This window comes from Sphingomonas sp. KC8, from assembly GCF_002151445.1.
Taxonomy (GTDB): Bacteria; Pseudomonadota; Alphaproteobacteria; order Sphingomonadales; family Sphingomonadaceae; genus Sphingomonas_E.
Genome location: NZ_CP016306.1, coordinates 1,058,600 through 1,083,179, shown reverse-complemented (window position 1 = coordinate 1,083,179; position 24,580 = coordinate 1,058,600). Strand labels below are relative to the sequence as shown.

20 protein-coding genes and 1 tRNA gene are annotated in these 24,580 nt (G+C 63.3%); 11 read left to right on the top strand and 10 right to left on the bottom strand.

Features of this window, described 5'->3' with window-relative positions:
• Window positions 1–41 precede the first annotated feature (41 nt).
• Window positions 42–644 carry a peptidylprolyl isomerase gene (locus tag KC8_RS05120; RefSeq protein ID WP_010123467.1) on the bottom strand — a complete coding sequence of 201 codons (603 nt, stop codon included), beginning with the start codon at window positions 642–644 and terminating at the stop codon, window positions 42–44.
• Between the two features lie 168 nt (window positions 645–812).
• Here KC8_RS05120 and KC8_RS05115 point away from each other — a divergent pair, with 168 nt between their 5' ends.
• Entirely contained in the window at window positions 813–2,864 is a 2,052-nt protein-coding gene (locus KC8_RS05115) for an elongation factor G (RefSeq protein ID WP_010123465.1), read from the top strand.
• A gap of 24 nt (window positions 2,865–2,888) precedes the next feature.
• Here KC8_RS05115 and KC8_RS05110 read toward each other — a convergent pair whose 3' ends face one another.
• Window positions 2,889–3,473: a hypothetical protein gene (locus KC8_RS05110; protein WP_010123464.1), complete on the bottom strand. Its 585-nt coding sequence runs from the start codon at window positions 3,471–3,473 to the stop codon at window positions 2,889–2,891.
• Window positions 3,474–3,615: 142 nt separating this feature from the next.
• Between KC8_RS05110 and KC8_RS05105 the strand changes: the two genes are divergently transcribed.
• A complete protein-coding gene (locus KC8_RS05105) occupies window positions 3,616–3,957 on the top strand; it encodes a hypothetical protein (protein WP_010123462.1) in 342 nt (113 codons plus the stop codon).
• Between the two features lie 228 nt (window positions 3,958–4,185).
• On the opposite strand, the gene KC8_RS05100 is transcribed toward KC8_RS05105, so the two are convergent.
• Window positions 4,186–5,357 (bottom strand): IS3 family transposase gene (locus KC8_RS05100; protein WP_157663893.1). Its coding sequence is split into 2 segments (ribosomal slippage): window positions 4,186–5,093 and window positions 5,093–5,357, totalling 1,173 coding nucleotides; the frame shifts between segments, so codons are not numbered across the junction.
• A 212-nt stretch (window positions 5,358–5,569) separates the two neighbouring features.
• Here KC8_RS05100 and KC8_RS05095 point away from each other — a divergent pair.
• The 3 genes from KC8_RS05095 (at window position 5,570) to KC8_RS05085 (ending at window position 11,187) form a co-directional block, all read left to right on the top strand.
• Entirely contained in the window at window positions 5,570–6,703 is a 1,134-nt protein-coding gene (locus KC8_RS05095; protein WP_232455625.1) for a TolC family protein, read from the top strand.
• Between the two features lie 13 nt (window positions 6,704–6,716).
• Entirely contained in the window at window positions 6,717–7,889 is a 1,173-nt protein-coding gene (locus KC8_RS05090; protein WP_010124315.1) for an efflux RND transporter periplasmic adaptor subunit, read from the top strand.
• A gap of 70 nt (window positions 7,890–7,959) precedes the next feature.
• Entirely contained in the window at window positions 7,960–11,187 is a 3,228-nt protein-coding gene (locus KC8_RS05085) for an efflux RND transporter permease subunit (RefSeq protein ID WP_029624368.1), read from the top strand.
• Between the two features lie 79 nt (window positions 11,188–11,266).
• On the opposite strand, the gene KC8_RS05080 is transcribed toward KC8_RS05085, so the two are convergent.
• Both KC8_RS05080 and KC8_RS05075 read right to left on the bottom strand, forming a co-directional pair.
• Window positions 11,267–11,716: an Lrp/AsnC family transcriptional regulator gene (locus KC8_RS05080; RefSeq protein ID WP_010124317.1), complete on the bottom strand. Its 450-nt coding sequence runs from the start codon at window positions 11,714–11,716 to the stop codon at window positions 11,267–11,269.
• A 15-nt stretch (window positions 11,717–11,731) separates the two neighbouring features.
• Entirely contained in the window at window positions 11,732–12,742 is a 1,011-nt protein-coding gene (locus KC8_RS05075) for a cyanophycinase (RefSeq protein ID WP_037495623.1), read from the bottom strand.
• Window positions 12,743–12,929: 187 nt separating this feature from the next.
• Here KC8_RS05075 and KC8_RS05070 point away from each other — a divergent pair, with 187 nt between their 5' ends.
• Both KC8_RS05070 and KC8_RS05065 read left to right on the top strand, forming a co-directional pair.
• Window positions 12,930–15,725 carry a TonB-dependent receptor plug domain-containing protein gene (locus tag KC8_RS05070; protein WP_010124319.1) on the top strand — a complete coding sequence of 932 codons (2,796 nt, stop codon included), beginning with the start codon at window positions 12,930–12,932 and terminating at the stop codon, window positions 15,723–15,725.
• A 289-nt stretch (window positions 15,726–16,014) separates the two neighbouring features.
• Window positions 16,015–16,091, top strand: a tRNA-Arg gene (locus tag KC8_RS05065).
• 132 nt (window positions 16,092–16,223) lie between these two features.
• Here KC8_RS05065 and KC8_RS05060 read toward each other — a convergent pair.
• Genes KC8_RS05060 through KC8_RS05050 form a run of 3 tightly spaced genes read right to left on the bottom strand, consistent with a single transcriptional unit; the run spans window position 16,224 to window position 17,520 of the window.
• Complete coding sequence (locus KC8_RS05060; RefSeq protein WP_010124320.1) at window positions 16,224–16,796, bottom strand: RNA polymerase sigma factor; 573 nt, start codon at window positions 16,794–16,796, stop codon at window positions 16,224–16,226.
• Entirely contained in the window at window positions 16,793–17,233 is a 441-nt protein-coding gene (locus tag KC8_RS05055; RefSeq protein ID WP_037495629.1) for a periplasmic heavy metal sensor, read from the bottom strand. Before KC8_RS05055 ends, KC8_RS05060 begins: the two co-directional genes overlap by 4 nt.
• Window positions 17,233–17,520 carry a hypothetical protein gene (locus KC8_RS05050; RefSeq protein WP_010124323.1) on the bottom strand — a complete coding sequence of 96 codons (288 nt, stop codon included), beginning with the start codon at window positions 17,518–17,520 and terminating at the stop codon, window positions 17,233–17,235. The genes KC8_RS05055 and KC8_RS05050 overlap by 1 nt, the downstream gene beginning before the upstream one ends.
• 144 nt (window positions 17,521–17,664) lie before the next feature.
• On the opposite strand from KC8_RS05050, the gene KC8_RS05045 reads away from it, so the two are divergent.
• From KC8_RS05045 to KC8_RS05035, 3 genes are all read left to right on the top strand, one after another.
• Window positions 17,665–20,022: a heavy metal translocating P-type ATPase gene (locus tag KC8_RS05045; RefSeq protein WP_086495521.1), complete on the top strand. Its 2,358-nt coding sequence runs from the start codon at window positions 17,665–17,667 to the stop codon at window positions 20,020–20,022.
• Window positions 20,019–20,405, top strand: coding sequence for a Cu(I)-responsive transcriptional regulator (gene cueR, locus KC8_RS05040; protein WP_010124327.1), 387 nt, complete (start codon window positions 20,019–20,021; stop codon window positions 20,403–20,405). Before KC8_RS05045 ends, cueR begins: the two co-directional genes overlap by 4 nt.
• A gap of 80 nt (window positions 20,406–20,485) precedes the next feature.
• Complete coding sequence (locus tag KC8_RS05035; RefSeq protein ID WP_029624369.1) at window positions 20,486–20,974, top strand: GNAT family N-acetyltransferase; 489 nt, start codon at window positions 20,486–20,488, stop codon at window positions 20,972–20,974.
• A gap of 98 nt (window positions 20,975–21,072) precedes the next feature.
• On the opposite strand, the gene KC8_RS05030 is transcribed toward KC8_RS05035, so the two are convergent.
• Both KC8_RS05030 and rnk read right to left on the bottom strand, forming a co-directional pair.
• Window positions 21,073–22,332: a Glu/Leu/Phe/Val family dehydrogenase gene (locus KC8_RS05030; RefSeq protein WP_037495586.1), complete on the bottom strand. Its 1,260-nt coding sequence runs from the start codon at window positions 22,330–22,332 to the stop codon at window positions 21,073–21,075.
• Between the two features lie 47 nt (window positions 22,333–22,379).
• On the bottom strand, window positions 22,380–22,796 hold the full coding sequence (gene rnk / locus KC8_RS05025; RefSeq protein ID WP_010124331.1) for a nucleoside diphosphate kinase regulator: 417 nt from the start codon (window positions 22,794–22,796) through the stop codon (window positions 22,380–22,382).
• Window positions 22,797–23,134: 338 nt separating this feature from the next.
• Here rnk and KC8_RS05020 point away from each other — a divergent pair, with 338 nt between their 5' ends.
• Window positions 23,135–24,559 (top strand): FAD-binding oxidoreductase, encoded by a 1,425-nt coding sequence (locus KC8_RS05020; RefSeq protein WP_010124333.1) that lies wholly within the window; start codon window positions 23,135–23,137, stop codon window positions 24,557–24,559.
• Window positions 24,560–24,580: the final 21 nt, after the last annotated feature.

Here is a 24,580-nt window from a genome sequence, read left to right as displayed (position 1 = left end):
TGCATGCAATCGCCACAGCCGCTTAGAATAACATACGCGCTTTATGGAACACGTCGGGCGGTGATGATTTTGACCGGGTTTATGATCGACTGGCCCTTGGTCGCCTTGGAATAGCCGCCGGGGTAAGTGGGCAGGGCCAATATCCGATGAACGACAGGCATGCCGGATACGATGCGGCCGAACGCCGCATAACCCGGATAATCCGGCCGCGCATCCAGCCCCGGGGCTGGGCCGATGGTAATGAAGAAATCGCCCATCGCGGTCCCCGGCGCGTTGCGCGCCATCGAGACCGTGCCGTCGAGATGTTTCAGGCCCGTGCGTGAATTTGGTTCATGGGCGATGGGTTGATGCGCGCGGACGAGACGGTGGTTGATTCCGCCCTGGATCAAGCCACGCCGGGGATCGCTGGGCGCTCGCGCGGCACGATAGAAGCTTGTGCCATCGAACCGATTTTCATCGACATAGCGCAAGAAGTTGGTGGCGGTGATTGGCGCTTGTTTGACATTCACCTCGATCAGGATCGGCCCGTCGCTGGTTTGCAGGCGGACCAGCACGGTGCCGGGTGCGGTTTTGGCGGCAAAGCCGGGGGCTGATAGGGCGGCCAACAGGACAAGCCCGATACGAAGTACGAAGCGCATGATCATGGGGCACCCGTAGCGCAAAGGCGGGGCGAATTTCCAACCCTCGGGTCGGTGGCAGGTAAACCACGCCATCTACCAAGGGGGCTTGCGCTTCGTGGCGCATGGGGTGACGCTTCGACTCACCACTAGCGCACGAGATCGGGATCCTTATCGGGCGGGAGGAGAGCCAATATGGTGGGCACGGGCAAACAGGTGCGGGCCATAGCGCTCGTGGGACCAGCCGGCGCGGGCAAGACCAGCCTTGCCGAAGCCTTGTTGTTTGCGGCGGGCGCAATCGATCGGCAGGGCGTAGTCGGTGCGGGCAGCAGCGTTGGCGATTCCAGCCCGGAAGCGCGATCCCGCGGTGGATCGACCGAACTGAACCTGTTGCGGTTCGATTGGCATGGTGATGGCTTTGTGGTCGTCGATGCGCCGGGATCCGCCGGATTTGCGGCCGATGCAGCGCTGGCGGTCAGGGCAGTTGATCTGGCGCTGGTGGTGATCGATCCCGATCCGGCCCGCGCGCCGCTGGTGGAGCCGACATTGCGCCGGCTGGAGGCGGCCGGCGTGCCGCATGCCGTGTTCGTCAACAAGATCGATCAGGCGCGCGGCAGTATCGAGGAGTTGCTGGCCGCCCTCCAGCCGATGAGTGCGGCGGCGCTGGTGGCGCGCCAAATTCCGATCAGCGCAGGCGAACGGGTAGCTGGGTTTGTCGATCTCGCGCTGGAGCGCGCTTATCATTACCGCCCCGGCAAGCCATCCGAACAGGTTCCGCTTACCCCGCACGTGCGCGAACAGGAGGCGATCGCGCGGCAGGTGATGCTGGAACAACTGGCCGATCATGATGACGTGCTGCTTGAACAACTGCTTTCCGATGAAGTGCCGAGCCTCGATCTCGTTTTTGGTGATCTGACGCGCGAAACGCAGGGCGGGCTGGTGGTGCCGGTGCTGTTCGGTTCCGCATTGAACGGGCATGGCGTACGCCGGCTGCTCAAGATGCTGCGGCACGATGCGCCCGGTGCTGCAACCACGGCTGCCCGGCTGGGCATCACCGGGGCTGTGGCGCATGTGCTGAAGATATCGCACGGCAATGCCATCGGGCGGCTGGCGCTTGCCCGCATATTCGGGGGGGCGCTTGACGAAGGGGCGGACCTGATATGCGCCGATGGCCAGTCCGCCCGCGCGGGCGCGCTGTTCGCCTTGCAGGGGGGCACCACCACCAAGATCAAGCGCGCCGAGCCGGGGGATATCGTCGGCATCGCCAAAGTGGATTTGGTGCGCGCGGGCGATGTCGCCGGTATTGGTGTCGCGCCTGTGGGCGGTGTCGCCGGTGTCGAACTGCCGGTCGCCAATTGTGCGCTGGCGGTGGCGGTGGATGGCCATAAGGACGAAGTCCGCCTGTCGAGTGCGCTCAACCGCCTGGTTGAAGAGGACCCCGGATTACATTGGAACCACGATGAATCCTCACACGAAACGCTGCTGCATGGTATCAATGATGAACATCTCGCCGTGGCGATGGAGCGCCTGAAACGGCGTTATGGGGTGGAGGTTTCCGGGCATCGGCGCGGTGTCGCCTATAAGGAATCGATCCGAAAGCCAGCCAGCCAGCATGGACGGCATAAGAAGCAATCGGGCGGCCACGGCCAGTTTGGTGATGTCGTGATCGAAATTCGTCCGCTCGACCGTGGCGGCGGTTTCATATTCGAGGATCGGATTACCGGCGGGGCCATCCCCCGGCAGTGGATACCGGCGGTGGAGCAGGGCGCGCGCGATGCGCTGGCGCGCGGGCCGTTCGGCTTTCCCGTGGTGGACGTGGCGGTCGCGCTGGTCGATGGATCATTCCACAGCGTCGACAGTTCTGAACTGGCCTTTCGCACGGCCGGGCGGATGGCGGTGGCGGATGCGCTGGCCGCGGCTGCCCCCTATCTGCTCGAACCGATGGCGCGGGTGACGATCCACACGCCGGGAAGCGCCACATCGCGGATCGGTTCGGCGGTGGCCGGTCGGCGCGGCCAGATGCTGGGTATGGCGCCAAAGGATGGCTGGTCGCGCTGGGATGCCATCGAAGCCTTGTTGCCCGAGGCGGAACTGCATGGGCTGGAAGGGGAACTGCGGTCGCTGAGCCAGGGGATGGCGCATTATGAGGCGAGCTTCGATCATCTTGCCGAAGTCGCGTCGAAAGTGGCGCACGATATCGTGCAAAGACGGGCAGAGCCGGGCGGTGGCGGCAAATCGAAAGGCTGACGCCACCGCCCGGTCGCGAGGAAATCAGTTGGCGGGCGTCTTGTACGGCTGGCCGGCACCGACGAACGCATCGACAAATGCATCGACGGCTGCCTGCGCTTCCTTGCGCTTGCCCTGCGGAAATTCGACGCGGCCGCGCACGTCCCAATAGCCACGATCGAACGTCCACAGGCCGATGCCGATCTTGCGCGCGCCGTCGCGGGCCTTGAAGATGCCGATATACCCGTCGGCACTCTTGTCGGCGCGGATATAGGGGCCTTCCGAAACGATTTGCACGGCGGACAAGCCTTGCAGCATCATGGGTTTGGCGATGATGAAATGTTCCTTGGCGGTCATCCCGATGATGTGTGCGATCGCAATCTTTAGCGATATGGGCGAACCATCCGCCAAAGTACGCTGATAGCCGACGCCGACATATTCGCCGCCGCCATCAAATGCGGCCTGTCCGGTGCGTTCGAACCCCGCGACCGTTTGCGGGAACCGCGCACCGCTTTCCACATGGGTCAGCACCCCATCTTCGGCACTGACGAACACATCCGTCGCCATCGCCTGCGGCGCGGCAAGATTTGCCAGCATCAGCGACACCAGGCTCAGGGACAATTTCCGCATCATCGATCTCCGCGAGGGAATGTTGGGCATGGCTTTGGTGCATGGCATATTCCTGCCGCGCCCACCAAGCCCGGATGCCTGAACCTATGGTGATAGGGCGTAAACTTGCCCGCATGCTTTCCGCATGTTAGCGGCTTGATCCATGTTCAGCCGACTGATCAGCATCCTGATCTATGCGGCGGTGCTGCTTGCGGGGGCAGGGGCGCCGGCTATTGCCTATGCAACCGGCGCACCGGCGGTGCATCTTCTGGAACATGCCGATGAACATCAGCAGGAACTGGTGAACCGGCATGCAGATCAGTCCCATGACCCGGATTCACAGCCGATCCATACGACGCACCATCATTGTGCGGGTGAAGTAACCCCAGCGATTGCGGTTCCCACCCGGATGATTTCACCGGCGCGCCCGTTGTTGCGTCCGATGCCCGTTTCGATGCTGGCGTCACGGACCCTTGCGCCACTGACAGAACCACCAGCCGCCTGACCAGGCTGTAGCGCGCGGACGGAATTCGCCGCCGCGCCGTTTGTACTGGTCAGGAGCCAATCCCATGTCATTTTTGCTGCGCGCCGCGCTGTTGCCGGCCGCATGCGCGCTATCCGCCGGGGTGTTTTCCGGTGGTGTGTCGCCTGCGGTCGCCGCGCCTTATGGGCCGCTTAATCCCAACTTCGATGCCGGAATGATCGGCCCCCACCGAGTGGTCCGGTTTGATTGTTAGTGCATTGTTGCTTCCGCCGCCATTGCTGACGGTAGGTGGAGCGAAGCGGAACCGGACGGCGGCAATGGCGGTGTCGCACTTTCCGGGGCCGGCGGCCGATAGCCGAGGCTGCTGTGCGGGCGAACGGTGTTGTAATGCCGCCGCCAGGCCTCGATCAGCACCTTGGCCTCGGCGAGGCTGTAGAAGATCTCGCCGTTGAGCAGTTCGTCGCGGAGCGACCCATTGAAGCTTTCGTTATAACCATTCTCCCACGGTGAACCGGGCGCGATATACAAGGTCTTCACGCCGATCTGGGCGAGCCATGTCTGCACGGCAGTGGCGATAAACTCGGCGCCATTGTCCGACCGGATATGAGCCGGTGGTCCCCGCGCGATGAACAGGTCAGCGAGAGCCGCCAGCACATCTTCATGCTTGAGCTGGCGTGCCACGATAAGCGCGAGGCACTCCCGGCTGGCCTCGTCGATAATGGTGAGGATCCGGAACTTGCGCCCGTCATGCGTACGGCCCTCGACGAAGTCGTAGGCCCAGACATGCCCTGGATATTCCGGCCTGAGCCGGATACACGAGCCGTCGTTCAGCCATAACCGGCCCCGCTTTGGCTGGCGCTGTGGCACCTTCAACCCCTCCTTGCGCCAAATCCGCTCAACGCGTTTGCGGTTCACCGTCCAGCCGGCATCGCGCAGCAATGCGGTCACCCGGCGATAGCCGTAGCGGCCGTATTGCTTGGCCAGTGCGATAATGTCCTCGGTGAGCCGCACCTCATCATCCGCCCCGCGCGGCACCTTGCGATGCGTCGACCGATGTTGCCCGAGCACCCGGCATATACGCCGCTCGGACACTGGCAACTCCCGCCGCAACTGATCGATACAGCGTCGCCGCCGCGCGGGGCTCAGAAGTTTCCCCGAGCGGCCTCCTGAAGGATCAGCTTGTCCAGCGTCAGGTCCGAGATCGCCCGGCGAAGCCGCAGATTCTCCTTCTCCAGATCCTTCATCCGCCGCGCCTGGTCGGTCTTCAGACCGCCATATTCCTTGCGCCAGCGGTAGTAGGTTTGCTCGGTGACCGCGATGCGCCGGCAGGCTTCGGCCGTCGTTCCACCCTGCGCCAGCACGATCTCAACTTCACGCAGCTTGCCGATGATCTCTTCCGGCTTGTGCTTCTTGCTCGGCATTCGTCGTCCCTTTCGTGATCCAGACTATCATAGTCGATGGACCACTCAGACGGAGGCAGATCACCGCGCTGTTGCCGGCCGCATGCGCGCTATCCGCCGGGGTGTTTTCCGGTGGTGTGTCGCCTGCGGTCGCCGCGCCTTATGGGCCGCTTAATCCCAACTTCGATGCCGGAATTGCGGTTCGGCAACCCAGAACCACAACGTTACCGGCTGTGCTGACGCGTGAGCAGGCGGTCGAAGAGGCGCTGGCCCGATCGCCGGCGATCATCGCGGCCGAAGCCGAACTGGCGATGGCGCGCGGGCGCCTGCGACAGGCTGGCATCCGTCCCAACCCCGATTTGAATGTCGAGGTGGAGAATTTCGCCGGCAGTGGCGCCTATTCCGGTGTCAATGGAGCGGAAACGACGGTCTCCATATCCCAGCGGCTCGATATCGGCGGAAGGCGCGCCGCGCGCATCGGCGTGGCGCAGGCGTCGGTAGTCGCACAGGAAATACGACTGGAGATCGCGAAGGCCGATCTGGCCCAATCGGTCCGTGGGCAATTCGCGCTCGCACTCGCCACCGAAGCGCGGCTGACGCTGGCCAAGGCCAATCGGTCGCGCGCGTGGGAATTGGCGCGTGTGGCCGATGAACTGGTCGCGGCCGGCCGTGAACCGCCACTGCGTGCCTTTCGCGCAAAGGCCCATGCCGCGCAGGCCGATGCGGCGCTGGTGACGGCGCAGGCTGATGACCTTGCGGCGCGGCGTTCGCTGACGGCAACGCTGGGTACGGCTGAACCGATTGGCCGGATTCAGGATTGGGATATGGCCGCCGCGACACCGGCGGCTGACGCGCGCATGATGCTGGAGGTGCGGCTTGCGAACGCCGAATATCTGATCGCCCAGGCAGATCTGGGCATGGAAAATGCCGCGCGCAGGCTTGACCCATCGGTGGGGGCAGGGATGCGACGGATCGAAGATAGCGGGGATACCGCGTTCGTGGCGTCCTTCGCGATGCCGCTGCCGATCAGTGACCGCAACCAAGGCAATATCGCCGCCGCGCGGGCGGGCCTGCGTGCAGCGGAAGCGCGGCTGAATTCCGCTGTTGCGCTGGCATCCGTGCGGATCGGCAACGCCAGAACGGGCTTTGATGCGGCGCGGACGCGGGTCGACGCGCTGGAAGGGGTGGCCGTTCCGCAAGCGGCAGAAGCGCTGCGACTGGCGGACCTCGCTTATCGCGCCGGCCGCCTGTCGCTGATGGAATTGCTGGACGCGCACGCCGCGTCGGCAGCCGCCCAGAGCGAATTGATCGATGCGCGGTTCGCGCTTGCCGAAGCGGACGCCGCTCTCGTGCGCGCCGTTGCCTAATAAGGATTGAACGATGATGACATCGAAAATGCCCGGCCGGCTGCTTGCCGGGCTGGTCGGCGCAGTGGCGCTTGTCGGGGCTGGTGGGGTCATGCTGGGGCGCACGGCGTTTGCCCCACACCCCGTATCGACGGCCAACGCGGCTGAGGGCGACGAAGCAGGCTATGCTGATGACGGCCTTGTCGAGATGGATGCGGCGCGCGCAGCCGCCGCAGGCATCCAGACGGAGCGGATAGCCCCAGCTAGTCTGAGTGCGGAAATATTGGGCCATGGCAATGTCGTTGCCGCCCCGGATGGCGAGGCGCTGTTGACCGCGCGCGCCGAAGGCACGGTGTCGCGCATTACCAAGCGGCTTGGTGATCCTGTCGTAGCGGGCGAGATCATTGCCTATCTCGAAAGCCGCGATGCAGCGGCGATTGCGGCCGAGCGGAGTACCGCTGCGTCGCGGGCGACTGCCGCACGACAGGCATTCGCCCGCGAACGGCGATTGTTCGACGCCAAGGTAACCGCGCGTCAGGACCTTGAGGCTGCACAGGCACTATTGGCCGAGGCCGAGGCTGAACTGCGACGCACACAAGCGGCTGCGATCGCGGCTGGCATCTCAGGTAACGGGCGGTTCATCGCGGTCAGCAGCCTGATTTCCGGGCGGATATCCAAAGCGGACGCGCGTCTTGGCGCTCATGTTCCTGCTGGCGCCGAACTGTTTCGGGTTGTCGATCCAGGCCGGATGCAGATCGAAGCGGCGGTGCCGGCGAGGGATGCCACCCGCATTCGGCCCGGTGACCGGGCGATGATCGATGGTGCGACCGGGGCAGCCATCCCGGCGACCGTTCGTTCGACGACGCCTGGCCTGGACCCCACCAGCCGAACCGCCACGATCCTGCTGGTGGCCGATGATGGGCACGATTTGCAGACCGGACAGGGCGTGCGTGTCCGTATCACGCCGCGAGGTACGGTGGTGGCCGATCGCGTCGTCGTGCCGGAGGAGGCAGTTCAGTCGATCGACGGACGCAATTCCGTATTCGTGCGGACTAGCGCCGGATTCCGGGTGGCGCCGGTCGTTACCGGCCAGCGCAACGGTGGTCGCGTTGAAATTGTGAGCGGAATCAATCCCGGCGCGGTGATCGCGACGCGTGGGGCGTTCCTCCTCAAGGCGGAACGCGGCAAGGGCGAAGCGGAGCATTGATGCCTGCCCGTCGCCTTGGACATCAATGTTGGGGCCGCGCGGATCGCCGCGGCCAGGGGATATACCCGTCATGCTAGATCATGTTCTGAATATGTCCGTCCGTTTTCGCTGGGCGGTTGTCGCTGTTACGCTGATCGTGGCGCTGTACGGCGCGTTCCAGTTGACGAAATTGCCGATCGACGCCGTGCCTGACATCACCAACAAACAGGTGCAGATCAACACGTCTGCATCGGCACTGGGGCCGCTCGACATGGAACGGCTCGTGACCTTTCCGGTCGAAACCGCAATGGCCGGCATTCCGGGACTGGAAACGACCCGATCAATTTCGCGCAATGGCTTCAGTCAGGTCACGGTTGTTTTCGAGGAATCGACCGACCTTTACTTCGCGCGCCAGCAGGTGGCCGAACGCCTGGCGCAGGCCAAGGGCAGCTTGCCCGACGATGTGGAGCCGCAACTAGGCCCGGTTTCGACCGGGTTGGGCGAAGTGCTGATGTGGGTCGTCGAGTTTGATGACCCGGCTGCCAAAGGCGGCAGCCTAGTGGTGGCAGGGCGGCCCGGCCACCAGCCCGACGGCAGTTTCCTGACACCGGACGGCGAGCATCTGACCAACGAGGTCGCCAAGCTCGGTTATCTGCGAACGGTGCAGGATTGGTTGGTGCGCCCGCAATTGCGTTCCGTCGCCGGTGTCGCCGGTATCGATTCCATCGGCGGTTACGAAAAGCAGTTCGTGGTTCAGCCTGATCCCGGCAAGCTTGCCAGCTTCGGCATCTCCTTTTCCGAACTGGCCGATGCGCTGGAAAAGGCGAATATCTCTGTCGGGGCCAACTTCATCGAGCGCGGGGGCGAGGCGTTTCTGGTTCGCGCCGATGCCCGGATCCGAACGCTCGATGAAATCGCGCGGGCAACCGTGGCGGTGCGTGGTGGCGTTCCGGTGGCGGTACGCGATGTCGCTACCGTCGTCGTCGGCGGCGATTTGCGGACAGGAGCTGCATCCGAAAACGGCCGTGAGGTGGTTATCGGTACCGCCTTGATGCGGGCCGGCGGCAATAGCCGGCTGGTGGCAGAGGCCGTTGCCGAACGGCTGGATGCGGTGGCGAAGACATTGCCGCCGGGCATTGCCATCAAGGCGGTCTATGATCGTTCCGCGCTGGTCGACGCAACGATCGGGACGGTTGAAAAGAACCTTGTTGAAGGTGCCTTGCTGGTTATCGCTGTTCTGTTCTGGTTGCTCGGCAACATCCGTGCGGCGATCATTGCCACGCTCGTCATCCCACTGTCGTTCGTGATGATGGCGATCGGCATGAACGCGCATGGCGTATCGGGAAACCTGATGAGCCTCGGCGCGCTCGATTTCGGGCTGATCGTCGACGGATCGATCATCATTATCGAAAATTGCCTGCGCCGGCTTGGCGAACGCCAGCACCGCGAAGGCCGGCTGCTGACATTGAGGGAACGTCTGCACGAAGTATTCGAAGCATCGCGTGAAATGGTGCGTCCGACGCTATATGGACAGGCGATCATCTTCCTGGTGTTCGTTCCCTTGCTCGCTTTTACCGGGGTGGAGGGCAAGATGTTCTCGCCGATGGCGATTACCGTGCTGCTTGCGCTGGCGGGTGCATTCATTCTGTCGCTGACATTCGTGCCGGCGATGGTCGCGATCCTTATTCGCGGCCGGGTATCCGAAAAGGATGTCGGCGCAATTGCGTGGGTCAGAACGCGCTACGAACCGCTGCTGCATCATGTGGTCGCGCGGCCATGGCCATGGATCGGAGGCGGCATCGCCACCTTCGCGCTCGCGGCGCTGGTTTTCACGACGCTGGGACGGGAGTTCATCCCCCAACTGGATGAAGGCGACGTCGCCCTGCAGGCGATCCGCATTCCTTCCACATCGCTGGCCCAATCGAACACGATGCAGATGCAGGTCGAACGCGCGCTGGCGCCGCTACCCGAAATCGCCTTCGTCTTTTCGAAGACGGGCACCGCCGAGGTGGCCAGCGATCCGATGCCCCCCAATGCGTCGGATGCGTTCGTGATCCTGAAACCGAAGGAGCAATGGCCGGATGGCGTGACCAGCAAGACGCAGGTGATCGAACGGATCGAGGCACGACTGAAGCCGCTGGTCGGCAATGCGTTCGAAGTGTCGCAGCCGATCCAGATGCGTTTCAACGAACTGATTGCCGGGGTGCGCGGGGATATCGCAATCAAGCTATACGGCGATGATCTCGAACGCATGGGGCAGGCGGCCGAAGATGTGGCGCGCGTGCTGCGCGCCATTCCCGGCGCTGCGGATGTGAAGGTTGAACAGACGACAGGTTTTCCCACGCTTGACGTGCAGTTCGATCGCGACGCCATCGCCCGTTATGGCCTTAGTGTGCAGGATGTGGCCGACACGGTGGCGGCCGCGATGGGCGGGCGTGAGGCTGGGTTGGTGTTCGAAGGCGATCGTCGGTTCGATATCGTCGTCCGTCTCGATCGAGCGACCCGTGATGATATCGATGCGATCGGCGCGCTTCCGGTGATGTTGCCGGAAACAGGTGGCGCGCGACTTTCCGTGCCCTTGCGTGAACTGGCGCGCTTCAGCTTTTCCGAAGGGCTGAACCAGGTGAGCCGCGAAAATGGCAAGCGCCGGGTGGTCGTCCAAGCCAATGTGCGGGGACGCGATCTTGGTTCGTTTGTGGAGGATGCCAGGGCGCGTATCGCCGCTGGGGTAACGTTACCGTCCGGAAGCTTCGTCGAATGGGGGGGGCAGTATGAAAATCTGCAAGCCGCATCGGCGCGGCTGATGATCGTGATCCCCGTCGTTTTCATCGCTATCTTCGCAATCCTGTTCGTCGCGCTGGGCGGGGTGGCGCCGGCGATAGCGGTCTATTCGGCCATTCCGCTGGGATTGGCTGGCGGGGTATTCGGGCTCGCATTGGCGGGTTTGCCATTTTCGGTATCGGCGGCCGTTGGGTTCATCTGCCTTTCGGGTGTCTCGGTGCTCAACGGATTGGTGGTGATGACCAGCATTCGCCGTTACCTGATCGATGGCGCAACGGTCGACGGCGCGGTGATAATGGGGACCATGGATCGCGTCCGCGCGGTGTTGATGACGGGCATCGTCCCTGCTGTCGGCTTCGTGCCGATGGCGATCGCGACGGGAACGGGCGCCGAAGTGCAGCGGCCTCTCGCCATCGTCGTCATTGGTGGGCTGATCAGCGCGACCTTGCTCACGCTGTTCGTGCTGCCGGCGATCAGCAGGCTTTTGTTAAAATGGAATGTGGCACGGGCGGACGAAGCGGTGTCGGCGGTGGCCTAAATGATGATGCCCTCTGCCACGATACTGGAGAGGTGGCAGAGGGCATCGCCCCGCGTGCCGAACATCGGCAGGCGTAAACTTATCGATCAACCTTCGTTGCGAGGATTACGGAGGTCGTTGTCCGTTCCACGCCTTCCAGCAAGCCGATGTCGTCGATCAGATCGTTCAGGTGGCTGCCATCTTCGGCCTCCAGCATGGCGATGATGTCATATTCGCCGTTGATGGCATGGATGGCCGTGACGAGCGCGATCTTGGCCAGCGCCTGTTCCACGTCGCGGCGACACCGGGGCAGGGTCTTGATCATCATATGAGCACGTACGCGGCTGCTTGAAAAAGCGGTGCCCAGGCGCACGGTATATCCGGCAACCACTCCGGCTTCCTCAAGCCGCGAAAGGCGGGAATATAGCTGACCTCGCGATATTCCCAGTTCCTTGGCCAGTTGCGCGATAGGCTGCCGGGCATCCTCGCGCAGAAGACCGAGCAAGCGTTCATCCAGATCGTCCAGGCCAGAACCGGGCAGGGGCATCATGAGATTGTTTCCGATTCAGTAAGTTAACTGATTCAATTCGCCATTTTCTGCCGAATAGGTTCCGATGAAATCAGGGTTTTCCACTGTTCCCGACGGGAGGTGAATGGTCGATCCCGTCAAAAGCCGTGTAACCTTCACCCGTGGCGCATTCAGCGGTCCCTGCCGCGCGACATTGCGCAACTCGGCACCGTCCACCAGCCACACGCCGCCATCCGGCTCGGTCGCGTATATCCGTCCGGCCCCATCCGGCTCGACCGCCAGGGCTGCGCTTTCGTCAACACCCAATCCTATCATGGCTGGTTGATCCGCTTTCCTGTCGGCCTGCGCTTTTGCGACAAATGCGAACAGCCGGCCCAGCCGATGCCTCTCCTTGAAATGGGTGTCGGTGACAACGCCCTTCAGCAGGGCGATATGCAGAAAATCGCCTTCGATCGTGTTGGCGGCGCCAAAGGGTGCTGCCAAAGCCCTGGAACTGGAAAGACTGCCGCCTTGCATGGGCGCGTAAAGCCGTTCACCCAGGATGGCGAGGCCGGCGCTGGTGCCCGCGAGCGGCTTGCCGGCCGCAACATGTTCGTCGAGCAAGGCGGCGACAGGTGTTCCCCGCCAGTAGCGGACATAGCGCGCCTGATCGCCGCCTGCGATGAAGATGCCATCCGCACGGCGCAGGCTGGCCAGTATCTTTGGGTCTGTGGCGGCGATTCTGTCGTAAAAGACGAAGGTTTCGACGGATTGGATTCCGCCGATATCGTTGAAAAACTCTTCGCCGATTTCGGGGCCCAGCGACGCGCGCAGCACCACGATATGGCCATGTCCGGCTTTGCCGAAGAACCAGTGCATCGCGTCATGGTTGCGATCACCGCCGCCGATCAGCAACAGCCCGCCGGATACGGGGCCGGGTGTTGGCGTGCCTGGCGTGCCCAACTGGTGGTGGCGATAGGGTGGCTTTTTCGCAAGCGCCGGGGCCGAGATGATGGCGAACCCGAATATTGCGATCAGCAAGGCCCAGATACTGATGGGTCGACGCACCTTCAACTCCCCCGGTCAGTCATTATGAGGGCGGCATGTTACACATTGGCCGCACAATCCCACAATATGATTACACGTAACGGCATAGTGATTGAAATGATCGCTCAATTCTGGTGGAGACGACATCGGATGCGCGAAGGATGATGAAGGCGGGCGCCAGTCCTTCAGCCGCAGAAGGGGGTAGTATATGAGCGATTTGTCACGTCGGGCGTTTCGGGCTTTCCTGGCGGTAGGCTGCTGCCTGCCGGCGCTGGCCACGCCGGCTGCGGCGCAAGACGGCGCCAGCGATACGGCCGGCGATATCATTGTCACCGGTTCGCGCATTCCCCGTGTTTCGGAGGAAGGGCCGGCTCCTGTGACGGTAATCAACGCCGATACAATCCGGGCGAATGGTTATACGAGCGTGCCGGATATTCTGCGTGCGGTTACCCAGAATGGTGGTGAAACGCAGAGCCAGCAGTCGTTCAGCGGGTCGAGCTTCACGCCCGGTGCCCAGCAGGTCGATCTGCGCGGACTTGGCCCCAATCATACGCTGGTACTGGTCAATGGTCGCCGCATTGCCGATTTCCCGCTTCCTTTTCAGGGGCGTAGCAACTTCACCGATATTTCCAACATTCCCGTCGGTTTGATCGAACAGGTGGAAGTGCTGAGCGGCAGCGCGTCGGCGATCTATGGTTCGGACGCCATCGCCGGCGTGATCAACTTCAAGCTAAAGGAAAAGGTCGACGGCACGACCATTGATTATCGCTACGGGCGGACGGAACATGGCGGTGGCACTTCGCACCGCGCGACGTTGACGACCGGCTGGTCGAACGATCGTTTCCACATCGTCGGCGGTGTCGAATATCTTCTCCAGCGCCCGATCTGGGCGTCGAGCCGCAAGATTCAGGACAGTCGCGCCGACGACCCGACGACGGAAACGACGGTGGCGGGGCGGACTTTCCTGCGATATAATCCGGATCTGGATGAATATGTCGATCCGGGCGCCGCGACCTGTGCGTCGCTGGCCTATCTGAATGGCGGTTCGACCTATTATGCGTCACGGCCGCGCTATGGCGCGTATGATCCTGTGCTCGACGATTATGGCCCCGGCCGTTTCTGCGGCAGCGACAGATCGGTGGGCTACGGGACGATCATTTCCCGGCGTGAAGGCTTCAACAGTTACATGTCCGCCGGGTATGAATTGTCCGATGCGGCCGAATTGTTCGTCGATGCGCAGTTCGGTATCAGCAAGGTTTCATTGCTGCGCGACGTCATGAAATGGGGCTTCCAGAATTCTTCTGGCAGCAGCGACGCGACCTTCTACAACAGTTTCGACGGCGTTCTGGACGATTGGTATCGCCAGTTCACGCCAGAAGAATCCGGCGGCTTCAAGAATGTCATGACCCGCAACCGCCAGCAGACTTTCAGCATCACGCCGGGGGTGAAGGGCGGTTTTGCGGATAAATGGTCCTACGAACTGTCGTTCAACCATAGCGAATATAAATCGCGGGTGAAATTCCCCCAGGTCATCGCGGCCAAGGCCAATGAACTGTTCCTGGGGCAGCAGCAGGGTGTGGATCCCGACAGCGGCTATCCGATTTTCAATGCCGATCCGGCACGCCTTTATCAGCCCCTGACGCGGGCGGAATATGACAGCATCGCCGTCTACAGCGTCTACAAGCCGCGCAGTTGGACCGACAATCTTTCAGCGACGCTGACCACCACCGATTTGTTCCAGTTGCCGGCCGGCCCCGTCGGCTTTGCGGCGGTTGGCGAGTTTGGCAAGCAGGGTTATGATCTGAACCCTGATCCCTTGGCGCTTACCGATTATTATTACGGGCTGAAGGATAGTGACGGGCAGGGCAAGCGTACCCATTGGGCGTTGGGCGGCGAATTGCGCGTTCCGGTAACCAGTTTTCTCCAGATGTCCGGCGCCGCACGATACGATCATTTCCGGTTTGCGGGCAATGGCGTAGGCAAGTTCACATATAATGGTGGTCTGGAATTGCGGCCGACCCGGACATTGTTGATGCGGGCGGCTTATGGCACCGGCTTCCGTGCGCCTGATCTGCATTATGTGTTCACGGGGCCGGGTAATACACATCCATCGGCCACGGATTACTTTCTGTGCCGATCGGAAGAGCCGGATGAGGATATCGGCGATTGCACCTATTCCGACGAAGGAATCGTTGCGCAACGCGACGGCAATCGACGGTTGAAGCCGGAAACCAGCAAGTCGCTGAACGCCGGAATCGTCTGGGCACCAGCGCGGTATTTCGACATATCGGTGGATTATTTCCGCGTCGCGCTGTCCAATCAGGTGCTGGATCTGAGCATCGACCAGTTGCTGCGCGACGAAGCCGATTGCCGCATTGGTTCCACTTCGGCGGGCAGCCCGGTCGATATTACGTCGCCGACCTGCCAGGACGCGCTGACCCGCGTTCATCGTTTTGCGTCCGGTGTGAATCAAGGTGAACTGGACTCGGTCTCCATCAATCCGATCAATGTCGCGCATGAAAAGACCAGCGGCATCGACATTGCCATACATGGCTGGGTACCCACCAGCTTCGGCGAATTTGCGTTATCGCTGTCACACACCCATGTGTTCGACCACAAGATTCGCCAATATGTCGGTGATCCCACGGTTAACAAGCTGGCGGCCGACAGCGGTTATTATATCCCGCGCGACAAGACGTCCGGCAGCATTACCTGGTCGCTCGAAAAGCTGAAATGGACGGTGGAAGGCAAGCGACTGGGCAAGCTGCCCAATTATGACGAGGATGCCTATATCCGCGCCAGCTACCTGTTCAGCACCACCTTGCAATATGATTTCACCGATCATCTGCGCGGTTCGCTGACGGTGACCAACCTGTTCGACGCCAACCCGGTGAAGGATCGGACATACGCCAGCTATCCTTATTATGACATCAGCTGGTTCGATAGTGTCGGCCGCAGCATGTTCATGCAGTTGACGTACAAGCTGGGCGGCAACGGCCTGTAAGCTTCGGGGCGTGACGGCGCGGCATAACCCTTTATGGGTTCAAGGCCGCGCTCCCCAATCAATGGAAGAATCCTGTGATCGCAAGTTTGTGGCATTGGTTGGCAGCGCGTTCGGGGTGGATTCTGGGTGTCGTTGGCCTGATCGCCTGGTTTGCCATGTTGTGGTTCATGTTCGGTGATGTGCTTTAGGTGCTGCCCGCAGGCCTTTGTTTGCGGCGACCTGGGCGGTTGGCCGGACACATCAGACAATGCTAGACGAGTGAAAGCGGTCCCGTTAGATCGTCCGCCGTGGCTCCGTAGCTCAGCCGGATAGAGCAGCGAATTCCTAATTCGAAGGCCGTGGGTTCGAATCCCGCCGGGGCCACCACGATCCTACGATTGTCATCGCGTCGGTGTGACGCCGCCGTAGATGCTGAGGCGTGCGACGATCGATAGTGGCGCAGGATCGGCATCTGGGCTGTTCGCGATGCCGGGGGATCCGCCCATGGACGTATAGGCGTCAGCGGTTGCCGATCATTTCCCGCAAACGGCCGCGTGCGCGGTAGAGCCGTGTTTCGACGGCCTTTTCGCTGATCCCCAGCGCTGCGGCGGTTTCGGCCTGTGACAGGCCTTCGACCGTGCGCAGCAGCAGAACTTCCTTCAGCGCGGTGGGCAAGGCGGCGATCGCTTGCGTCAGATGGGTGAGGGCCTGGCGATCGGCGACCGCAATATCGATGGCGGCTGCCGGATCGGGCACCGTTTCGATAGCGTCGCGGGGTATGGCGGATGCAAATGTGAAAAATCGGCGGACGCGTTGACGGCGGCGCCAATCGCGGCACCTGTTGATCGCGATGCGGGCAAGCCATGCGCGCAGCGGGCGTGCCGGATCGTAGCGGCCGAGATGCTGGAGTGCCGCGACGAACACATCCTGCGTGACATCGAGCGCTTCGTCCGCATTGCCGATATGGCCACGCACCAGCCGGTAGACCGGATCGCGATGGCGGTGCAGGATTTCCGCGAAGGCGGCGTCATGGCCCGCGATAGCAAGGGTTGCGAGTTCGCCATCGTCGAGGCGATTGAAATCGACGGTCACCGGACGTCGGCGGTCAACGCCTTCACCACGGCCTGATCGAAGGTTGCGGTCTGATCGGGCCGCAAAATCTGGCGCATCGCAAAGACGTGCGCGAGCGTCGCTTTTTGAAGTTCGCCCATGGCGCGGTGGGATGCGTCAACCGCAGCGGCGACGCGGGGGCCGTTGCCATGTTCGGCCTCGATCGCGTCGGCGAGCCGGGCATTGTCGGCGCGTAATTCCATTTCAAGGGCACGGCGCTGGATTGCGAAGTGGCTTTCGATTTCGGCAAGCCGCTTCTTCTGGGCTGCGTCCAGTTCGAGCTGGTCGTGCAATATGGCATGCAAATCCGCGCCTGGAGCGGGGTGGGTGGGGAAGACGGAGCGGCCGACCAGTACGCCGCACAAAGCGGCCAGAAAGGCGATGACCGCAATCGTCAGCATCAGGCGACGGTTGGTCATCATTCGCCGCCCAGCAAGGTCGACGGGGCCAAGGCATCGATCGGGGCGAAAGGGGCGAGCGCGGAGGTGGCGGATGCGGAAGCCGTTGTCATCGGAACCGCGGTGCTGGCGACGCCCAGCAAAATGGCGCCGATCGCGGCGGAGATGCCGAGCGGCAATGGCAGCGTCTGGCGGCGACGGCGTTCGGCGGTGATGCGGGCGAAGACCGCATCGTCGAATCGGGCCATGGCGGGATGGGTGGGGCTGGCGGCGAACCGGCGCAGGGCTTCGTCGATATCGTAGTTCATGATCCGTCCTTTTGCGCCGTCTGCCTTTCATACGCACAGGTTGGGATCATCCCTCAAGATTTAGTGTCAGGTTGTGGCCTTATTCGCCTTGACCCTGACATGATGTCAGACATTATCTGTCGGCGCGTGCAAGGAGATTATCCGATGAAACACGCTGACGCGCATGGCCATGGAGCAGGTGGCTGCTGTGGTGGCAAGACGCCTGCGACAGACAGGCCCGCGATCGACCCGGTTTGCGGGATGACCGTGGACCCGGCCGCGACAGCCCACCACGCCCATCATGATGAACAGGAATATCATTTCTGTAGCGTGGGTTGCCACACGAAGTTCATAGTCGATCCGATGCGCTATCTGGGCGATGGCCCGCGCGCGATGCCGGTGGCGGCACCCGGTGCGATGTGGATCTGCCCGATGCATCCGGAGGTGCGACAGGAGGGGCCGGGAACATGCCCGATCTGCGGCATGGCGCTGGAACCGGAAGAGCCGTCGCTGGACGACGCGCCCAACCCCGAGCTGGTGGATTTCACCCGCCGGCTGTGGATCAGCGGCGTTTTGACCGTACCTTTGCTGTTCATCGCGATGATTGGCGAGATGCTGGGCCTGCATTTCGTGCCCCCGGCGGCATCGCCGTGGATCCAGCTGGGCCTAAGCGCACCCGTGGTGCTGTGGGCGGGCTGGCCATTTTTCGAACGCGGCTGGGCATCGCTCAGCACCCGCCACTTCAACATGTTCACGCTGATCGCGATCGGGGTGGGCGCGGCTTTTGCCTATAGCGTGGTGGCCACGGTGGCGCCGGGGCTGTTCCCGCCGGCATTCCACACGCATGGCGGCATGGCGCCGGTTTATTACGAAGCGGCGAGCGTGGTGGTGACGCTGGTGCTGCTGGGACAGGTGCTGGAACTGCGCGCGCGCGCCGCAACCGGCCGGGCGATCCGCGCCTTGATGGACCTTGCGCCCAAGACCGCGCGGCGGATCGCCGCCGATGGCAGCGAGGCGGACGTGGATATCGCCGAAGTGCATGTCGGCGATCGGCTGCGTGTTCGCCCCGGTGAAGCGGTGCCCGTCGACGGCGTGGTGATCGAAGGGCGATCCGCCGTCGATGAAGCGATGTTGACCGGCGAGCCTGCGCCTGTGGCCAAGCAGGCCGATGACCGGCTGACCGGCGGCACCGTGAACGGCACCGGCAGCCTGGTGATGGAAGCGCGCGCGGTGGGCGCGGATACGATGCTGGCGCGGATCGTGCGGATGGTGGCCGAAGCGCAGCGCAGCCGCGCGCCGATCCAGGCGGTGGCCGATCGCGTGTCGGGCTGGTTCGTGCCGCTGGTGATCGCGATCGCGATTGCCACCTTCATCGTCTGGAATATCGTCGGCCCCGAACCGCGTTTCGGCCATGCGCTGCTGAATGCGATCGCGGTGCTGGTGATCGCATGTCCGTGTGCACTGGGGTTGGCCACGCCAATGTCGGTAATGGTGGGCACCGGGCGCGGCGCACATGCCGGCGTGCTGGTGAAGAATGCGGAGGCGTTGCAGGCGTTCGAAACGGTCGACACGCTGGTGATCGACAAGACCGGCACCCTGACCGAAGGCAAGCCGGTGCTGATCGCGATCGAAAGCGTGGGCGCCATGGCCAAGAATGACCTGCTGGCGCTGGCGGCGGCGGTGGAGGCCGGATCGGAACATCCGCTGGCCCATGCCACCGTCGTTGCGGCGAAGGCGCGCGGGCTGGTGCTGCCGGCGATCGACGATTTCCAGTCGCAAACCGGGCTGGGCGTGAGTGCTGTTGCCGGCGGACGGGCGGTGGCGATCGGCAATGCCGCACAGATGCGCCGGATTGGGGCCGACCCGGCGGTGCTGGCGGCGGATGCCGAACGCTATCGCCGCGATGGGGCTGGCGTGATGCTGGTCGCGGTCGATGGCAAGCTGGCGGGGCTGCTGGCGGTGGCCGATCCGGTGCGCGCATCGGCCCGCCCCGCGATCGATGCGCTGCGCGCCGAAGGCCTGCGGATCGTGATGCTGACCGGTGACAACCAGACGACGGCGGACGCGGTGGCCCGCGCCATCGGCGGGCTGGACGAGGTGCGTGCCGATCTGCGCCCCGAAGACAAGGCGCGCATCGTGGGCGAACTGAAGGCGGCCGGGGCCAGGGTGGCGATGGCGGGCGACGGCATTAATGATGCGCCAGCGCTGGCGGCGGCGGACGTGGGGCTGGCCATGGGCACGGGTACCGACGTTGCGATCGAAAGCGCGGGGATGACGCTGACGCGCGGCGATCTGGCGGCGATCGTGCGGGCGCGCAAACTGGCCCGCGCGACGATGCGCAACATCCGCCAGAACCTGTTTTTTTCGTTTCTGTTCAATGGCATTGGCGTGCCGGTTGCGGCCGGTGTGCTGTATCCGGTGGCGGGCATCTTGCTGTCGCCGATGCTGGCGGGGGCGGCGATGGCGGCGTCGTCCTTCACGGTTGTCGCCAATGCCCTTCGGCTGAATGGGGTGAAACTGTGAATATCGGCGCGGCGGCGGAAGCGAGCGGTGTTTCGCAACGGATGATCCGCCATTATGAAAAAATCGGCCTGATCCCGGCGCCGCCGCGCCGTGACAGCGGGTATCGCGATTATTCGCCGGCGGACATGCACCGGCTGCGCTTCATCGCCAATGCCCGCGATCTGGGGTTCCCGGTGGAGGAAATCCGCACCCTGCTGGAACTCTGGTCGGATCGGGCGCGATCGAGCGCCGAGGTAAAGGCGCTGGCGGCAGCGCGCGCCGAAGAATTGGGCCGCAAGGCCGCAGCACTCGAAGCCATGCGCGCAACCCTGATCGATCTGGCGACCCGCTGCCATGGCGATGATCGCCCCGATTGCCCGATCATCGACCAGTTGGCGCGGTGAGCAGGCGTGACAATCATTCCGGCGGCCTTCATGTTTCGGCTGGTGAGAAGATGAGTGAACTGCGTGCAGGAGATGCCGTGATGCGGTGGCGTAACATGACGGATGCGGATGTGGCGGCAGTGGCGGACATCGCCAATATCGTCCATCTTGATTACCCCGAAAATCCGGCTGTTTTCGCGGCGGCATACCGGCTTTACCCCGCCGGCTGCCATGTGCTGGCGGAGGACGATGGCGCATTGGCGGGCTATCTCATATCGCACCCGGCTATATTGGGGCTGCCGCCGATCCTGAATATTCCGATGGACGCGCTGCCGAAGCACCCCGATTGCTATTATCTGCACGATCTGGCGCTGGGGGCGCACACCCGCGGACGGGGGCTGGCGGGCGCGGCGGTGACGATCGCGGTGGAAGAAGCGCGTGCAGCGGGCTTCGACATCATCGCGCTGATCGCGGTGGGCGATGCCCATGGATTTTGGGAACGCCATGGCTTCAAGCTCTACGGCGATGGCCTGATCGATCCGGCCAAGGGCTATGGCGATGAAGCGCGGGCCATGATCCGGGCGCTGTAATTCGAGCGTAGGAGAACTGGCCGGCGCCATGATCGGGGCGGCCCTGCTTGCGCAGAACCGCCCTGCCTTTGAAGCCGTAATCCGGCTTGGTCAGCCGATCAGGATGCGAAGAACTGCTGCGTGCCGTGGGCTTCGATCGCTTCGGCCAGACGGCCCAGCGCGTGGACATACGCCGCCTGGCGCACGGTGATGCCACGATCCTTGGCCAGCACCCAGATGGCGCGGCCTTCGGTTTCCATGATCGCCTTCAGACGCGTGTGGATTTCATCCAGCGTCCAATAATAGCCCTGACGATTCTGGACCCATTCGAAATAGGAAACCGTGACGCCGCCGGCATTGGCCAGAATATCGGGCAGAACCACGACGCCCTTGGACGCCAGGATCGCATCGGCTTCGGGTGTGATCGGGCCGTTGGCCAGTTCGACGACGACGCTGGCCTTGACCGTGTCGGCATTGCCTTCGTGGATCAGGTCTTCGAGCGCTGCGGGCACCAGCACGTCGCATTCGACGCCGACGATCGTGTCGGGATCGATCGCGTGGATCGTGCTGCCGTTGGCCATCGCCGTCACCGGCCCCTTGGCCTTGGCCGCGACCAGGGCGGCGACATCCAGCCCATCGGGTGCATGGATCGCGCCGCGCGAATCCGAAACCGCGACGATCTTGTAACCGACACCGGCCATCAGGCGCGCCATGAAGCTGCCGGCATTGCCGAAGCCCTGGATGGCGACGGTGGCGCCTGGTTTCAGCCCCAGTTCCTGTTCGAGATGGCGCACGAGGTAGAAACCGCCGCGCGCGGTGGCATCATCACGGCCCAGCGAACCGCCCAGCGCGATCGGCTTGCCGGTGATGACGGCCGGCGAAACGCGGCCGACGATCGACGCATATTCATCGGCCATCCAGCCCATGATCATCGAATTGGTATAGACGTCGGGTGCCGGAATATCGCGATCGGGGCCGATGATCTGCGAGAAAGCCTGCATATAGGCGCGCGACAGGCGTTCCAGTTCGGCCTTCGACAGGGTGTGCGGATCAACCTGCACCGCGCCCTTGCCGCCGCCATAAGGCAGGTTCATCACCGCGCACTTGAACGTCATCCAGAAAGCCAGCGTTTCCACTTCGTCCATCGTCGAATCCGGGTGGAAACGGATGCCCCCCTTGGTGGGGCCACGCGTGTCATCGTAGCGGCAGCGCCACGCCATGAAGGATTTGCGCGAGCCATCGTCCATGCGGATCAGCAGGCGCGTCTTCGTCGTCTCGCGCGGATATTTGAGCTTTTCGAGGACGTCGCTGTCGAGATGGAGATGCTGGGCGGCATCTTCCAGACGGGTGAGCGCCTGATCGAGCATGGAGTGGTGCATGGGTTCTCCCTGGTTGAAACGCCGCGCGAACGGCGCGTTGCGATTGATTAGCCGCCCGGATTGGCGCGGCTGACCTTGACGATGCGCAGCCGGCGCTGATGCCCTTCGCGATCGGGCCACAGGATCGACTGGCCTTCGCTAAGCCCGATCAGCCCGGCGCCGATCGGCGTCAGGATCGAAATCTTGCCGGCCGCGATGTCGGCATCCGGCGGAAAGACAAGCTGGACGATGCGGCTGGCGCCGGTGCCTTCGTCGACAAATTCGACGGTGGACCGCAGCGTGACGACGCCGGCCGGCAGATCGGTGGCGCTATGGATTTCGGCGCGTTCGATTTCGGCGAGCAGCATGGCGGCGACGGCGGGGATGCGGTGTTCCGCGCCCAGCGCCAGGCCGGCGAGGCTATCGGCTTCGGTGTCGATCAGGTGCAGCGGCGGGCGATCCGCCGGTGTGGGAATGGTGGTCATGATGAAACTCCAGGTCGGCTGGGAACCCGATTGCGCGCGCTAAGGCTGCGGCAGGAAGGGTTGCTATCTCGCTTCGCCCCGAGCTCCACGAGGCGTGCCACTGGAGAGCCCGGGGCTAGATGCCCGCGAGGAACTGACCTGCATGGTGGCGCCATCGCCGATAGAGAGTCTGAACGACCATTCCGCCCTGATGTGCGCGCGAAGCCGGCGTGTCAATTCCGGGGCGGTGAATAGCCGCCGGGCAAAGACCGGATGATATGGCCGGATGCGTGCCTTGCCGGGGGCTTTGCGGCTATTTACGGGATATCACGACGGGACAAAGGGCAGGACGGACAGGGATGACGAACCAGCAGATCGGCCAGCCGCCTGCCTTGTCCGAGATGCTTGTGGCCGGGCTGGCCGCGATTCTGGGCGATCGGCTGAGCCTTAATCCGACCGTGCTGGAACAGCATGGCAAGGGCGAGGCCTATCATGCCGCGCAGACCCCCCAGGCGGTGGTGTTTCCGAACTCCACCGACGAGGTGGCGCAGGCGGTGGCGCTGTGCGCGGCGCATCGCGTGCCGATCGTGCCCTTCGGGGCGGGCACGTCGCTGGAAGGCAATGTGCAGGCGGTGCGGGGCGGCGTCTGTTTCGACATGACGGGCATGAACCGGATCGTGGCGGTGAACGACGCCGATCTGGATTGCACGGTGGAAGCCGGGGTGACGCGCGAGGATTTGAACCTGTTCCTGCGCGACAAGGGGCTGTTCTTCCCGATCGATCCGGGCGCCAACGCCACGTTGGGCGGGATGGCATCTACCCGCGCATCGGGCACCAACGCGGTGCACTACGGCACGATGCGCGATAATGTGCTGGCGCTGAAGGTGGTGACGGCCGACGGACGGGTGATCATGACCTCGACGCGCGCGCGCAAATCGGCGGCGGGCTATGATCTGACGCGGCTGTTCGTGGGGGCCGAAGGGACGCTGGGCATCATCACCGAAGTGACGCTGAAATTATACGGTATCCCCGAGACGGTTTCGGCCGCGGTGTGCCCGTTCGACAGCCTCGAAGGCGCGGTGGATACCGTGGTGCAGGCGATCCAACTGGGCGTGCCGCTGGCGCGGGTGGAACTGCTGGATGACGTGCAGATCGACGCGGTGAACCGCTGGGCCGGGACCGATCTGGCGATCCGGAACACATTGTTCTTCGAATTTCATGGGTCCGAAGGCCATGTCGCCGAACAGATTGCCACGGTGCGCGCGATCAGCGGCGACAATGGCGGCGGCGATTTCCAATGGGCGTCATCGACCGAGGAGCGCAACCGGCTGTGGAAGGCGCGGCATCAGGCTTATTATGCCGCCATCGCGCTTCGGCCGGGGGCGACCGGCTGGTCGACCGACGTGTGCGTGCCGATCAGCCGGCTGGCCGAATGCATCACTGAAACACGCGCGGATCTGGCGCGCAGCAGTATCCCCACGCCGATGCTGGGTCATGTCGGCGATGGCAATTTCCATGTGATCTTCGTGATCGATCCCACCCGGCCCGAGGAATATGCCGAAGCCAAGGCGCTGAACGCCGCCATGGTGGCGCGCGCGCTGGCGATGGGCGGCACCTGCACCGGCGAACATGGCATCGGGCTTGGCAAGATCGACTGGCTGGAAGCCGAACTGGGCGAGGCGGTGGACCTGATGAAGGCCGTTAAGATGGCGCTCGACCCGCAGAACATCATGAATCCGGGGAAGATATTTCGGGGCGTGGAGGCGCTGTCAGCTTCGGCCTGATTTTGCTTGGTGAGGTGAACG

Bases quoted from the DNA above. Each gene is read 5' to 3' on its own strand.
- KC8_RS05110 (WP_010123464.1), bottom strand. From the start codon at position 3,473: ATGCGGAAATTGTCCCTGAGCCTGGTGTCGCTGATGCTGGCAAATCTT.
- KC8_RS05045 (WP_086495521.1), top strand. From the start codon at position 17,665: ATGAAACACGCTGACGCGCATGGCCATGGAGCAGGTGGCTGCTGTGGT.
- KC8_RS05115 (WP_010123465.1), top strand. From the start codon at position 813: ATGGTGGGCACGGGCAAACAGGTGCGGGCCATAGCGCTCGTGGGACCA.
- KC8_RS05030 (WP_037495586.1), bottom strand. From the start codon at position 22,332: ATGCACCACTCCATGCTCGATCAGGCGCTCACCCGTCTGGAAGATGCC.
- KC8_RS05085 (WP_029624368.1), top strand. From the start codon at position 7,960: ATGCTAGATCATGTTCTGAATATGTCCGTCCGTTTTCGCTGGGCGGTT.
- KC8_RS05090 (WP_010124315.1), top strand. From the start codon at position 6,717: ATGATGACATCGAAAATGCCCGGCCGGCTGCTTGCCGGGCTGGTCGGC.
- KC8_RS05020 (WP_010124333.1), top strand. From the start codon at position 23,135: ATGACGAACCAGCAGATCGGCCAGCCGCCTGCCTTGTCCGAGATGCTT.
- KC8_RS05120 (WP_010123467.1), bottom strand. From the start codon at position 644: ATGATCATGCGCTTCGTACTTCGTATCGGGCTTGTCCTGTTGGCCGCC.
- rnk (WP_010124331.1), bottom strand. From the start codon at position 22,796: ATGACCACCATTCCCACACCGGCGGATCGCCCGCCGCTGCACCTGATC.
- KC8_RS05055 (WP_037495629.1), bottom strand. From the start codon at position 17,233: ATGACCAACCGTCGCCTGATGCTGACGATTGCGGTCATCGCCTTTCTG.
- KC8_RS05105 (WP_010123462.1), top strand. From the start codon at position 3,616: ATGTTCAGCCGACTGATCAGCATCCTGATCTATGCGGCGGTGCTGCTT.
- KC8_RS05035 (WP_029624369.1), top strand. From the start codon at position 20,486: ATGCGGTGGCGTAACATGACGGATGCGGATGTGGCGGCAGTGGCGGAC.
- KC8_RS05070 (WP_010124319.1), top strand. From the start codon at position 12,930: ATGAGCGATTTGTCACGTCGGGCGTTTCGGGCTTTCCTGGCGGTAGGC.
- KC8_RS05050 (WP_010124323.1), bottom strand. From the start codon at position 17,520: ATGAACTACGATATCGACGAAGCCCTGCGCCGGTTCGCCGCCAGCCCC.
- KC8_RS05080 (WP_010124317.1), bottom strand. From the start codon at position 11,716: ATGATGCCCCTGCCCGGTTCTGGCCTGGACGATCTGGATGAACGCTTG.